At 39.4% G+C, this 12,719-nt stretch carries 10 protein-coding genes; 2 read left to right on the plus strand and 8 right to left on the minus strand.

Translation table 11 applies throughout. The annotated features are described in order from the left end of the window. The first annotated feature begins 53 nt into the window (after positions 1-53). Both polA and AC1RJ8_RS23810 read left to right on the plus strand, forming a co-directional pair. Positions 54-2,861 (plus strand): DNA polymerase I, encoded by a 2,808-nt coding sequence (gene polA / locus AC1RJ8_RS23805; RefSeq protein ID WP_492955924.1) that lies wholly within the window; start codon positions 54-56, stop codon positions 2,859-2,861. A gap of 153 nt (positions 2,862-3,014) precedes the next feature. Then, a complete protein-coding gene (locus AC1RJ8_RS23810) occupies positions 3,015-3,350 on the plus strand; it encodes a hypothetical protein (protein ID WP_492955925.1) in 336 nt (111 codons plus the stop codon). A gap of 222 nt (positions 3,351-3,572) precedes the next feature. On the opposite strand, the gene AC1RJ8_RS23815 is transcribed toward AC1RJ8_RS23810, so the two are convergent. The 8 genes from AC1RJ8_RS23815 to pdhA form a co-directional block, all read right to left on the minus strand. Then, positions 3,573-4,250, minus strand: coding sequence for a metal-dependent hydrolase (locus AC1RJ8_RS23815; RefSeq protein WP_492955926.1), 678 nt, complete (start codon positions 4,248-4,250; stop codon positions 3,573-3,575). 77 nt (positions 4,251-4,327) lie between these two features. Beyond that, on the minus strand, positions 4,328-4,633 hold the full coding sequence (locus AC1RJ8_RS23820) for a YbaB/EbfC family nucleoid-associated protein (RefSeq protein ID WP_492955927.1): 306 nt from the start codon (positions 4,631-4,633) through the stop codon (positions 4,328-4,330). A 24-nt stretch (positions 4,634-4,657) separates the two neighbouring features. Then, positions 4,658-5,641, minus strand: a complete 984-nt coding sequence (locus AC1RJ8_RS23825; protein ID WP_492955928.1) for a hypothetical protein — start codon at positions 5,639-5,641, stop codon at positions 4,658-4,660. 4 nt (positions 5,642-5,645) lie between these two features. Further along, positions 5,646-6,878 (minus strand): serine hydrolase domain-containing protein, encoded by a 1,233-nt coding sequence (locus AC1RJ8_RS23830; protein ID WP_131029486.1) that lies wholly within the window; start codon positions 6,876-6,878, stop codon positions 5,646-5,648. 68 nt (positions 6,879-6,946) lie between these two features. Then, positions 6,947-7,498: a cupin domain-containing protein gene (locus AC1RJ8_RS23835; protein ID WP_492955929.1), complete on the minus strand. Its 552-nt coding sequence runs from the start codon at positions 7,496-7,498 to the stop codon at positions 6,947-6,949. 245 nt (positions 7,499-7,743) lie between these two features. Next, a complete protein-coding gene (locus tag AC1RJ8_RS23840; RefSeq protein WP_492955930.1) occupies positions 7,744-9,522 on the minus strand; it encodes a DUF885 domain-containing protein in 1,779 nt (592 codons plus the stop codon). A 149-nt stretch (positions 9,523-9,671) separates the two neighbouring features. Further along, positions 9,672-11,348 (minus strand): dihydrolipoyl dehydrogenase family protein, encoded by a 1,677-nt coding sequence (locus AC1RJ8_RS23845; RefSeq protein ID WP_492955931.1) that lies wholly within the window; start codon positions 11,346-11,348, stop codon positions 9,672-9,674. A 30-nt stretch (positions 11,349-11,378) separates the two neighbouring features. Continuing rightward, positions 11,379-12,374, minus strand: a complete 996-nt coding sequence (pdhA, locus tag AC1RJ8_RS23850; protein WP_029274973.1) for a pyruvate dehydrogenase (acetyl-transferring) E1 component subunit alpha — start codon at positions 12,372-12,374, stop codon at positions 11,379-11,381. Between the last annotated feature and the right edge of the window lie 345 nt (positions 12,375-12,719).

Consider the following 12,719-nt stretch of genomic DNA (forward strand, 5'->3'; position numbering starts at 1 on the left):
TTTATCATCCGATAAATCCATTTGTCGGTGTAATCTTAAACCGGTGTAATCACATGAATAAAAAACTCTTTCTCCTAGATGGTATGGCGCTGATGTACAGGGCGCATTTTGCATTAAGTAAAAACCCTCGTTTCACCTCAACAGGCATTAATACATCGGCAGTAATGGGCTTTACCAATACTTTGTTAGATGTTTTGAAGAAAGAAAAACCAACACACATTGCAGTTGTTTTTGATACCGAGGCGCCGACTGAAAGACATACTTCTTTCGAGGCGTATAAAGCGCACCGCCAGGCTATGCCCGAAGATCTGGCTGCGGCAATGCCATATGTAATTAAATTAATTACGGGGTTTAATATTCCCGTGATCACCTCTGATGGTTATGAGGCCGATGATATTATTGGTACACTGGCTAAAAAAGCCGAACAAAAAGGCTATCAGGTTTATTGCATGACCCCAGATAAGGATTTTGCGCAATTGGTTTCCGAAAATATTTTTATTTACAAACCTTCCCGTATGGGTAACGATATGGAAATATTGGGCGTAAAGGAAGTATTGGCAAAATGGGAGATCGAAAATGTATTGCAGGTAATCGATATTTTAGGATTATGGGGCGATGCGGTAGATAATATACCAGGTATCCCGGGAATAGGCGAGAAAACGGCAAAAGCTTTGATCAAACAATACGGTTCCATGGAGAATATTATTGCAAACTCCCACGAACTAAAAGGCAAACAGCGTGAAAACGTAGAAAACTTTGCAGAACAAGGTTTAATCTCAAAAAAACTAGCAACAATTCTGTTAGATGTTCCTGTTGAACTGGATGAGGCTAGTTTGGAACTCTGCGATCCAAGCCGCGATTTATTAGAACCTCTATTTACCGAATTAGAATTCAGGACTTTGGGCCGTAGGGTGTTTGGCGATGAATTTTCGGTTACTACAGCGCGTTTTCAGGAAGGTACCCAGACCGATTTATTCGGAAACCAGGCAGGCGAGGCCATTCAATATACCAATACGCTCGAAGAAGAACCAGCAGAAAAGCTTCCGGCTAAAACCATCGAAAATACAGAGCACGATTATCAGTTGGTTGATACTGCTGAGCAACGTGCAGATCTGATCAAATTATTGTTGGCCGAAAAACGCATCTCATTTGATACAGAAACCACAGGTACCGATGCAAACATGGCCGATTTAGTTGGTTTATCATTCTCCATAAAACCAGGCACCGGTTATTATATTCCGGTTCCGGCAGAGAGAGAAGCGGCTCAGGTTATCGTTGACGAATTTAGAGTCGTATTGGAAAATGAAGAAATTGAAAAAATTGGTCAGAATACCAAATACGATATTTTAGTGTTGAAATGGTATGGTGTTCAGGTGAAGGGCAAACTTTTTGATACCATGCTTGCGCACTATTTAATCGACCCTGATACCCGCCATGGTATGGATGTTTTATCAGAAAACTACCTGGGTTATTCACCGATCTCTATTACCAAATTGATCGGTGCAAAAGGCAAAAACCAAGGCACCATGCGTGATGTGCCAGTAATTGATGTGGTTGATTATGCGGCCGAAGATGCCGATGTGACATTACAGCTGGCGCACATCTTTGAACCGAAATTAAAAGAACTAAATGCAGCCAAACTAGCCGAAGAGATTGAGAACCCTCTGGTTTATGTTTTGGCAGATATAGAAAAAGAAGGTGTTCGTATTGATATGGAAACCTTAAAAGCTTATTCTAAAGAGCTCGAAACTGAAATTATCAAGTTTGAACAGAATGTTTACGATAAAGCTGGAGTTAAATTTAACCTTGCCTCGCCAAAGCAATTGGGAGAGGTTTTATTTGATAAACTTCAGTTAGATCCAAAAGCAAAAAAAACGAAAACCGGTCAGTACCAAACCGGAGAAGACGTTTTAATGGCCTTAGCCAGCAAAAGTGATATTGTACAGGATATTTTAGACTTCCGCCAGTTACAGAAACTTAAATCAACCTATGTTGATGCATTGCCTTTGATGGTTAATCCTAAAACAGGTAGAGTGCATACATCCTACAATCAGGCCGTTGCGGCAACTGGAAGGTTAAGTTCCAACAACCCAAATTTACAGAATATCCCGATCCGTACCGAGCGTGGCAGAGAGGTACGTAAAGCCTTTATTGCAAGGGATGAAAATCACATTTTGTTATCGGCCGATTATTCGCAGATAGAATTGCGCATTATTGCCGAAATAAGTAAGGAAGAGAATATGCTCGATGCTTTTAACAAAGGAATCGATATCCATACGGCAACAGCAGCTAAAGTATATGGTGTAAGCATCGAAGAGGTAGACGGAACGCAACGCAGAAATGCTAAAGCCGTTAACTTCGGAATTATTTATGGTCAGTCTGCTTTTGGTTTATCGCAAAATTTAGGTATTCCACGCAAGGAAGCTGCTGAAATTATTGAACAATATTTTATGCAATATCCGGGTATTAAACGTTATATGAGCGATACCATGAACTTCGCACGCGAGAACGGATTTGTAGAAACGATAATGGGCAGAAGACGTTATTTAAGAGATATTAACTCTGCCAACCAAACTGTAAGAGGCTTTGCAGAACGAAATGCCATTAACGCGCCCATTCAAGGCTCTGCTGCAGATATGATCAAAATTGCGATGATCAATATCCATAAAGAAATGAAAGTGCAGGGTATGCAGTCAACCATGACCATGCAGGTGCATGATGAGTTGGTGTTTGATGTGTTGAGAACCGAAAAGGAAGCGATGAAAGCAATTATTCAAGATAAAATGGCTAATGCCATTAAACTCACTGTACCCATTGTAGTAGAAATTGGTGAAGGCGATAATTGGCTGGCTGCACATTAAAAAAATAAAAATATTCGTTATCTTCATTAAAACTTCATATCAATTAATCAATTTTATACCAACAAATAACGAGTAAACAAAAATTAAGGATTATGAAACCTCTGAATGAAACAAAGAAGCTTCATGGTAATTAAAAAAACAAATCTAAAGAACATGAAAAAATTATTGAGTTTAATCGCAATCGCAGCATTTGGTTTAACAACAGCATTTGCTCAAACACCAGCAACAACAGCCCCAGCTAAAGCTAAAACAGTTGTTAAAAAAGAAGTAAAAACTACAACTGCGCCAGTAAAAGCAGGCGTAAAACAGGAGGCTAAAAAAGTAGAAACTAAAACAACTACTAAAGTAAAAGCAGATGGTACGCCAGATATGCGTTTTAAAGAAAATAAAGCAAAAGCAGTAACTAAAGTTGCTGGTCCAACTAAAAAAGACGGAACAGCAGATATGCGTTACAAAGCAAACAAAGCTGCTGCTGCTAAAAAGAATTAGGTTCAGGTTTATAATTTGAAGGGTCTCCAATGAAAATCGGAGGCCTTTTTTGTTTCTATGTTACATGGATTACTCCTTAAGCGTGCACTTTGCAAAAAAAAAATCGTCATCTCGACCGGAACGCAGTGTAGCGGAGAGATCTACCTCGAGACAGATTCCTCCATTTCGTTGCACTTCAGTCGAAATGACGGTATTGCGGGCGGATTTGTAATCCGCACGAGCCTATAAGTTTATCGTCTCACCAATTTCTGGCAGCAATAAAGTTTTGTTTTCGCGTTTAAATTTATCTAACGCAGCCTGGGTATCAATTTCGATTACCGGAAAAGTATTGTAGTGTACGCCAATTACATTATCACAGTCGAAATATTTCGTTGCAACTAATGCATCATCCACATCCATGGTGTAATTTCCACCGATTGGCAGGATGGCATAATCCAGGTTGTAAATATCAGCTAAAACTTTCATCTCGATGGTTAAACCTGTATCGCCTGCAAAGTAAATCTGTTTGCCGTCTACTTCAAGTACGAAGCCTGCAGGGTTCCCTCCATAACTTCCATCTGGTAAACCAGATGAGTGTGTTGCAGGTACCATACGTACAGTTCCCCAATCGAAAGTAAATTTGCCAAAATTCATTCCATGTACTTTTTCTACACCTTGTTTGCTTGCCCAATCTACCACCTCCGGCATGGCGATAACGGTGGCCTGGGTTTGCTTTGCTAGTGCTACCAGATCGGCAACATGATCGCCATGCCCATGGCTAACCAGTATATAATCAGCCTCAATGGCTTTAATATCTATATTTTTAGCTAACGGATTGTGTGATATAAACGGATCGAACAGTAGTTTTTTCCCGGCTGCTTCTAACAGGAAGCAAGACTGGCCGTAATAAGTGTATTTCATAATAATAGTATCAAGATTTGAGCTCAAGTAGCAAGATCGATTCTTCTTAGAATAAACAGTTAAGTTAACTAATGGTTTTATTGCCCAAACATACCGCCTAAGCCTCCAAGCATATCCTGTGCTGATGCCTGCATTTCGGCGGCACTAACTTGTTCGGCACTTGCCATAGCTTTATTAATAGCGGTTAATAAAAGTTCTTCTAATTCTTCCTTATCGGCATTTTTCAAAAACGCCTCATCAATGGAAATTCCGGTGATGGCCTTATTTGCTGTAGCAGTGATTTTTATTGCACCATTTTCAACTTCGCCAAATACCGAAATCGTATCCAGGCGTTTTTTAATTTCCTCGGCCTTTTGCTGAGCCGCAAATAATTTATCGAACATAACGTTGTAATTTTTTATAATAAACTAGATTCTGCCTAAAATCGTATTGGCTTCATCAAGAAACCGCTCAATTCTTTTAGTACCTGTAAAGTGTTTAAGGTTTAAGGTGGTGGTTTTGTTTTTGGCTGGCAGTAAAATTTCTGCCCTAACTTCAGTACCTGAATAAATAAGATTGGTTGTTTTGCGGATGACCTGAAAACGGATCAGGTCATCAAAAGGATATTCTTTCTTAAAACGGCCTGCAAAAGTAGAATGGATAATTTTTCTTTGGCTTTTATCAAAACGGATGTTCGAAGTTGCTGCAAAAAGAAGTGCTAAGCCGATCGCCGCTGGAAAATAGGTGAGGAGTATTTTTTGGATAGATCCTTCGTTTGCCAAAAAATCTGGACTAAACAATATCGCAACGGTAGCACCGATCAAAATTAATCCGACAATAAAACTTCCTATCTTATTATCCCGCAACAGGTAAATGCCTCCTTCTTCTCTAAAAAACCGAAAGTCGTAAATGGTCTGTTTGGGAATTACAGGTGCGTTGGCGAAAACAAGTTCATCAATTTTTGGCAGTACCTCCTGTTGAAAAGCGATCAGATTGACATCGGTGGCTTTGCTATATCCGGAAGAAACGAGTAAGCCTCTGCCATGTCTGTTACTTTTTTTAAACAGTTTATAATTGAAACCGCTTCCGAGTATTTCGTATGGTTCTACTGAAGCGATATCATCAAAAGGAATTGATCCCGTTGGCAAAAACGCAATTCTTTTATATAAAATCCTGCTGTTCCCATCAAAAACAACCTTTGTTTCGGCCATTAAAATCAGCAGTAAGGGAATTAATAATAGGAAGCTATAATATCCAAAAGTAAGGCCAGCCGAATAGCCCTGTACCGATCTCGATAAAAAGAAAATAAAGGCCCCAATCAGAACAAAAAAAATAACGCCAACTATCCTTAAATTTCTTTTAGGATAGATGGTTAATGTACCCGGTCCAATAATCCATTTTGTTTTTGCCATAAATTTAATCTTCGTCGCTTCCCGGCAAACTTCCATTGCCATGGTAAGCCCCTTTACGGATAACAGGCATATTGAAATGCTTGTACAGCTCGTCAAGATGCATCAAACTTCCATTAGTAAGATTGCCTAAAAATATGATTACAATATTCTTGTCTAAATCTCGCACATAAATATGGCGGAAACCATGCCACCAACCTGTGTGGTAAACTACTTTGTCCATCTTTTCGCCATCGAATATCCTCCACCCATAGCCATAGTTAAAATGACCGTTTATTGGCTTATTGCGACCTACATACGCCGAATCGAGACTCTTTTTGGTCAATAATCTTCCATTTTTTAAGTATTTATCAAATAATACCAGATCGTGTACCGTGCTATAAATGCCTTTATCCCCAACCGGACCATCTAAAAAATTCTGCGCAACAGAATATCTGAAACTATTGCGGTCGTGACCAACCACATCAACCGGAATTTTTTCATACTCAGTGGTGCTATACACATGCGTGTGCTTTAAGCCAGCTGGTTTAAACACATGCTCCATCATATATTGCGAGTAACGTTGTCCGGTTACCTTTTCTATAATGGCACCCAAAACCATAAAGTTTGAGTTGTTATAGTGAAAACGGTTATCGGGTTTAGTATATGGGTTGGGTTTACGCTCGGCAATAACATTCATCACTTCCTGATTGGTTACGCCTTTTTTCATGTTGCGTTTTTCCTTGCGCCAGATATCGTCAATGAAGTAAACATAGTTCATCATACCGCTGCGGTGAGAAAGCAACAACTTCACAGTTATACCCTCATATGGGAAATTAGGATAGAATTTTTTTACATTATCGTTTAACGAAAGTTTTCCGGCTTCTACCAATTGCATAATGGCTGTACCGGTAAAGGTTTTCGTAATTGAAGCCAACTCAAATTCTGAGTTGATGGTTAAACTATCCCGATGGAGGTAATCTGCCCATCCAACAGCTTTTTCGTAAAGAATTTTTCCATCTTTGGCTACCAGCATATTCCCGTTGAAATTGAATTTCCGGTGTAGGTTATCTACAAAATCAGCAATCCATTTATCACCTTTTTGCGGATTATAAACCAGTAAGAGGCTATCAGCTTTGTCGTCGTCTTTGGTGCGGATTTTTTTTTCAGCGGCCTTTTTCTCTTCAGATTTTTTGCTTGAACATGCGGTTAGTAAAGTTACAGAGAGGGCTAATGCTGAGCATATATATCGAAAATTCATTTATATTAAGGATAGTGTATTTAAAACCCGAAAATTAAAGAATTTTAGACGGTTAAAACGAAAGAGTTTTACACATTTTCGCAATTTTGATTGTACCAGCATTCAAATAAGTGACCTTTACTCCCATAAACGGGGTCGCTGTCTGGATTTTTCACTTTAGCTATGGTTTCGTCTGCTTCAGGGCGCTCCTCAGCTTTGCCATATTTCATGTCATAATCTGAGCCATTTGGGTACGCACCAACAACGGTGAAGTCGTCGGTTGAGTTCAGTTTTTTATGTGCTACACCTGCGGGGATTATAATCACATCGCCTTTATCCAGCTCGATGCAAACACCATGATCGCCTCCAAACTGTACATCAGCCTTACCACAAAATACGCCCATAACCTCGTGTGTATTGCTGTGATAGTGGTGGTAATCAAAAATACCATCAACCCAGGCATTGGTATACCCGTTCTGTGCGAAAACTTTCTTAATTACTTCTTCGGTATCATCAGGATGCAACCTAAATGTACCTTTGTAGATCATTAACGGTAAATTGGGATTATTCGGAAAATTGCCATTCTCCTCTATTTTATGTGCAACCAAGTAAGCTTCTTGTATCAATTTTTCTTTGTCCATGATTTTGGGGTGTTTTAATAGTTAACAAAGTAATGGGCAAAGGGTTTAAAGAATTGATTAGTTTCAATTTTTTCGGTATATTCAAATAAAAAGGTCGTCATTGCGAGAAGGCTCCTTCAGCCGACGAAGCAATCTTAATGCGAGGACCAGGCTTTGATCTTTTTGATCGCTCTTTTTAGCTAACGTTGTAAGATTGCTTCGTGCCTCGCAATGACGAGTTAATTTTATTTATGCGATTAATGACCTTACTTCTGGCTTTCGGCCCAGGTATCCATCTTCGCTTCGAAAACAGATAATGGGAACGATCCATCTTTTAAAACTGCAGTATGAAAAGCGGATAATTTAAATTTCGGACCTAATTGTTTCTCATATTTGGTTCTCAATTCCCTTATTTTCATTGCACCTGTTTTATAGCCTAAAGCTTGTGCAGGTATACCCATATAACGTTCAATTTCTGTTGTTGCACCTTCAGTGCTGATGGCTTCATTGTCTGTCATGTATTTTATGGCCTCTTCTCTGCTCATATTTTTGGTATGAATAGCCACATCAACCACTAAACGGATGGCCCTGTGCATTTCATCGCCCAAAGCGCCCATGTGTTGGTAAGGATCTTGGTATAGGCCTAGTTCTTTACCCAACGATTCACAATATAATGCCCAGCCTTCTACATAAGCATTGTGCCCTCCAAAACGGCGGAAATTAGGGAGTGATTTATTTTCTTGGGTTAAAGAAATCTGATAATGGTGACCTGGAATTGCTTCATGAAGAAAAAGAGACTCCATGCCTGAGGTAGTGTTAAATGTTTTGGCATCTAAAATTGGCACATAAAAGATTCCGGGGCGCGATCCGTCTGCTGAACCCTGATTGTACTCAGCGCTGGCCGATGCGGCCCTGAATGCTTCAGTTTGGCGGATTTCGAAAGGTGTTTTAGGTTCAACATCAAACATTTTTTTCAAATTGGGTTTCATGCGCTGGTGGATGTTCTCAAATGCAGCTAAAACTTCTTTTGGTGTTTTATAAGGCATGAATTTTTTATCTGTTTTCATGTATTCGAAAAAAGCCTTCAAATCACCCTTAAAGCCAACTAAGTTTTTGATGCTATCCATTTGGTTTTTAATCCTGGCAACTTCTTTCAAGCCTGTTTGATAGATTTCCTCGGGCGTTTTGTTGGTGGTAGTTTGTTGTTTAACCAGATAAGTATACCAGGCCAAACCACCTGGCATGGCCGAATAACCAGATGTAGTTCTGGTTTTTGGCAGATATTCGTTCTGAAGATAATCGCCCAATTTTTTATAGGTAGGGACAATTACATTAGTGATCGAATTGCGGTAAGCTTCTGTTAATTTTTGTTTATCTGCCGCGGAAAAACTTGCAGGCATTAATTTGATTGGTCCATAAAATAAACTTTCTTCGGGTTTAGCCACAACCATACTATGCATTTGAGGGATCATTTTAATCACCAATGCTTTTGGCAATACAATACCGGCTGCAGCTCCTTTTTTAAAATTGCCAATAGCGGTATCGGCCCATACCGAAAATGCATCAATACGTTTTAACCAATCTTCATAATTTTTTACCGTTTTAAAAGGCTGGATGCCCGTTCCCGAGCCAAACTGACCAATGGTTAAAGGCAAAGCAAACATCTGGTTAAACGGCAGGTATTCGAAATGATATTTAAGCCCTTCGATATTGATATCCAACTGATCTTTTAAATAATCGAAAGATAATTTGTCGTTTGCACTTAGGCTTTCTCTGTCATATTTGCTCAGGCTATCTAAATAACGTTCGTTATAGCTTTTAAATTCTTTTATATAGGCTTGCGACCCATCATTGGCTAAAAGGTCGTTATAACGCTCGTCGCCAATATAAGTGGCGTTAATGGGGTTCAGTTTTAATCCCTCCTGATAGTATTGTTCGCACAAGGCAGCAAAAGCTTTGTTTTCGGTAGCATTGTCTGAACTGCCTTTCTGTTTACAGGCAGCAAACGCCGTAATACAGGCAGCAAAAAGAAATATCTTCTTCATTTATTTTGGGTTAAGGTTCTAATCAAAAATAGCAAATTATTAGCCATTTAAGTGTAGCCCTTCTTAACGCAAAAAAAGCCATCCCTTTTATAAGGATGGCTTTTAATATATAATCAGTATTAAACTGAAAACTGCGAATTGCTAACTGATTATGCTAATAATCTGATCGGCTCTTCTAATAAACCTTTTAAGGTTTGTAAGAACTGTGCTCCGGTTGCACCATCAACCACACGGTGATCGCAACCTAAAGTCAATTTCATTACGTTACCAGGAACAACAGCGCCGTTTTTAACAACTGGAACTTGCTGTATAGCACCTACTGATAAAATTGCACCATCAGGAGAGTTGATGATTGAAGTAAACTCATCAATACCAAACATACCTAAGTTAGATACGGTGAAAGTAGAACCTTCCCAATCTGCCGGTTGTAATTTTTTAGCTTTTGCTTTACCACCAAAATCTTTTACTTCTGCAGAGATATGTGATAAAGATTTGCCATCAGCGAAACGCACTACCGGTACCAATAAACCATCTTCAACAGCCATTGCTACACCAATGTTAGTATGTTCGTTAAATCTGATTTTATCGCCGCCCCATGATGAGTTAACAGCCGGGTGTTTTTTCAATGCAACGGCAACCGCTTTAATTACGATATCGTTGAAAGAAACCTTAACCGGAGCAACTGCGTTGATTGCCGTACGGGCAGCCATTGCATTGTCCATATCAATGCTGATGGTTAAGTAGAAGTGTGGAGCAGTAAATAAACTTTCTGCTAAACGTTTCGCAATTACCTTACGCATCTGCGAAACCGGAGCTTCCGTAAATTTAACTTCACCAACAAATTGAGGAATAACTGGCGCTGGTGCAGCAGCTTTCTCGGCAGCCGGAGCTGATGCAGATTCTGTTTTTGCTGGCGCTGCAGTTGGTTTGAAGTTTTCGATATCTTTTTTAATGATACGACCACCCTCTGCGCTACCTGCAACCTGTGCTAAATCGATTCCTTTATCTTTAGCAATTTTCTTAGCTAAAGGAGATGCTTTAACGCGGCTATCGCTGTTGTCTGCAGTTGTACCACATGATGAAGTTCTTGGTGTTTCAATTTCAGCAACATTTGCAGATTTTTCTTCTTTAGGTGCTTCAGCACTTTCGGCTTTTGGAGCTGGGGCTGAGCCGCCTGCTAAAATTCCGCTCACATCAGTTCCTTCAGGACCAACGATAGCGATAATTCCGTTTACTTTTGCAGCAGCACCTTTCTCTACTCCAATGTGCAATAAAGTTCCTGTTGCGTAGCCCATTACTTCCATAGTAGCCTTATCGGTTTCTACATCAGCAAGAACATCATCATCTTTTACTTTATCACCAACTTTTTTATGCCATTCGGCAATTACGCCTTCAGTCATGGTATCGCTTAGCAGAGGCATGCGGATAACCGTAACACCTTTTGCAGCTAATTCTTCTTCGCTTAGGCCACCGCCCTGAGCAGGTGCAGCTTCTTCTTTTTTCTCTTCAGCCTTTGGTGCTTCAGCACTTTCGGTTTTTGGAGCTTCGGCGCCTTTTTCAGCCTCTAATGCTGCTTTATAATCTTCGCCTTCTTTACCAATAACGGCCATGATGGCATCAACAGGAACAGCTGTTCCTTCTTCTACACCTACGTATAAAAGCGTACCATCCCAATAAGATTCCATATCCATTGTTGCTTTGTCAGTTTCTACTTCTGCCAAAACATCGCCGCTTTTCACTTTATCGCCCACTTTTTTATGCCACTTTGCCAAAACCCCTTCGGTCATGGTGTCGCTCATTTTGGGCATTTTAATTACATCAGCCATTATATCTAATTAATTGAAATCTTATTAATATTAGTCCATTACGTAAGGGTAGTCCTGTTGCATATATACATCTTTGTATAATTCAGATGCATCAGGCCAAGGAGATTCTTCAGCAAATTTTACTGCCTGATCTACAATTGCTTTTACTTTAGCTTCTACTTCTTCAATCCAGGCTTGATCTGCATACTTTTCTTTAAGAATTGTTTCTCTTGCATGTTCAACAGGATCTTTTGCTTTATAATCTTCTAATTCTTCTTTGGTACGGTATTTTGCCGGATCTGACATCGAGTGACCGCGGTAACGGTAAGTTCTCATTTCTAAGAAAGTAGGTCCTTCACCTTTACGTGCACGTTGGATCGCTTCGTCCATTGCATTGTGAACAGCAACCGGATCCATGCCATCAACGGGAGCACAAGGCATATCAAAACCTAAACCTATTTTATAAATATCGGTCATGTTGGTTGTACGTTGTACTGAGGTACCCATTGCATAACCGTTGTTTTCGCAAACAAAAATAACAGGCAATTTCCAGAGCATGGCCATGTTAAAAGTTTCGTTTAATGCACCCTGGCGCACAGCACCATCGCCCATATAACAAATGTTAACATTGTCAGTTCCTTTGTATTTTTCTGCAAAAGCAACGCCAGCACCTAAAGGAATCTGACCGCCAACAATTGCATGACCACCGTAGAAGTTATGCTCTTTGCTGAACATGTGCATTGAACCACCTTTACCTTTAGAGCAACCTGTAGCTTTACCGTACATTTCTGCCATAATACTATCAGCACTAACTCCTAAAGCTAAGGCATGAGCATGATCACGGTATGTTGTAATCATTGAATCACCTTTTTGCATTGCAGATATTGCACCTGCAACTACAGCTTCTTGTCCAATGTATAAATGACAAAAGCCACGTATTTTTTGTTGTCCGTATAACTGGCCAGTTTTTTCTTCGAATTTGCGCATAAGCAACATCGACTCGAACCACTTTAACCAGGTATCTTTATTTATTTCTACTGCACTCATTTTAGGGTATTTGTTTTTTGCGACAGCAAATCTAATTTTTTTATTGTAATTTTTGGCACTTTTTAGTGTAAAAACATCATAGTATTAGGGTTGTAATCAGATTTAACAGTTGTTTTACAATTAAATATAAACCCTGGCTGCCGATATCGATTTAACAGCGATTTCTTATAATTAAATCAACACCCTTTATCATAATATGGAATCAATTTATTCTGAAATTTAATTCTGTATATATGCTTATTCCCGTAATTTAAAATAAAATTGTATTATTCCTGTTTAGCGTACTGAAGTACATCGTTTTTTTTAAAAAAAAGATGATTTTTAGGTTAAGTTTATGAACAAAAA

This window comes from Pedobacter sp. GW822-FHT03F06, from assembly GCF_058801365.1.

Bases quoted from the DNA above. Each gene is read 5' to 3' on its own strand.
- AC1RJ8_RS23835 (WP_492955929.1), bottom strand. From the start codon at position 7,498: ATGGACAAAGAAAAATTGATACAAGAAGCTTACTTGGTTGCACATAAA.
- AC1RJ8_RS23815 (WP_492955926.1), bottom strand. From the start codon at position 4,250: ATGAAATACACTTATTACGGCCAGTCTTGCTTCCTGTTAGAAGCAGCC.
- AC1RJ8_RS23820 (WP_492955927.1), bottom strand. From the start codon at position 4,633: ATGTTCGATAAATTATTTGCGGCTCAGCAAAAGGCCGAGGAAATTAAA.
- AC1RJ8_RS23825 (WP_492955928.1), bottom strand. From the start codon at position 5,641: ATGGCAAAAACAAAATGGATTATTGGACCGGGTACATTAACCATCTAT.
- polA (WP_492955924.1), top strand. From the start codon at position 54: ATGAATAAAAAACTCTTTCTCCTAGATGGTATGGCGCTGATGTACAGG.
- AC1RJ8_RS23810 (WP_492955925.1), top strand. From the start codon at position 3,015: ATGAAAAAATTATTGAGTTTAATCGCAATCGCAGCATTTGGTTTAACA.
- AC1RJ8_RS23830 (WP_131029486.1), bottom strand. From the start codon at position 6,878: ATGAATTTTCGATATATATGCTCAGCATTAGCCCTCTCTGTAACTTTA.
- pdhA (WP_029274973.1), bottom strand. From the start codon at position 12,374: ATGAGTGCAGTAGAAATAAATAAAGATACCTGGTTAAAGTGGTTCGAG.
- AC1RJ8_RS23840 (WP_492955930.1), bottom strand. From the start codon at position 9,522: ATGAAGAAGATATTTCTTTTTGCTGCCTGTATTACGGCGTTTGCTGCC.
- AC1RJ8_RS23845 (WP_492955931.1), bottom strand. From the start codon at position 11,348: ATGGCTGATGTAATTAAAATGCCCAAAATGAGCGACACCATGACCGAA.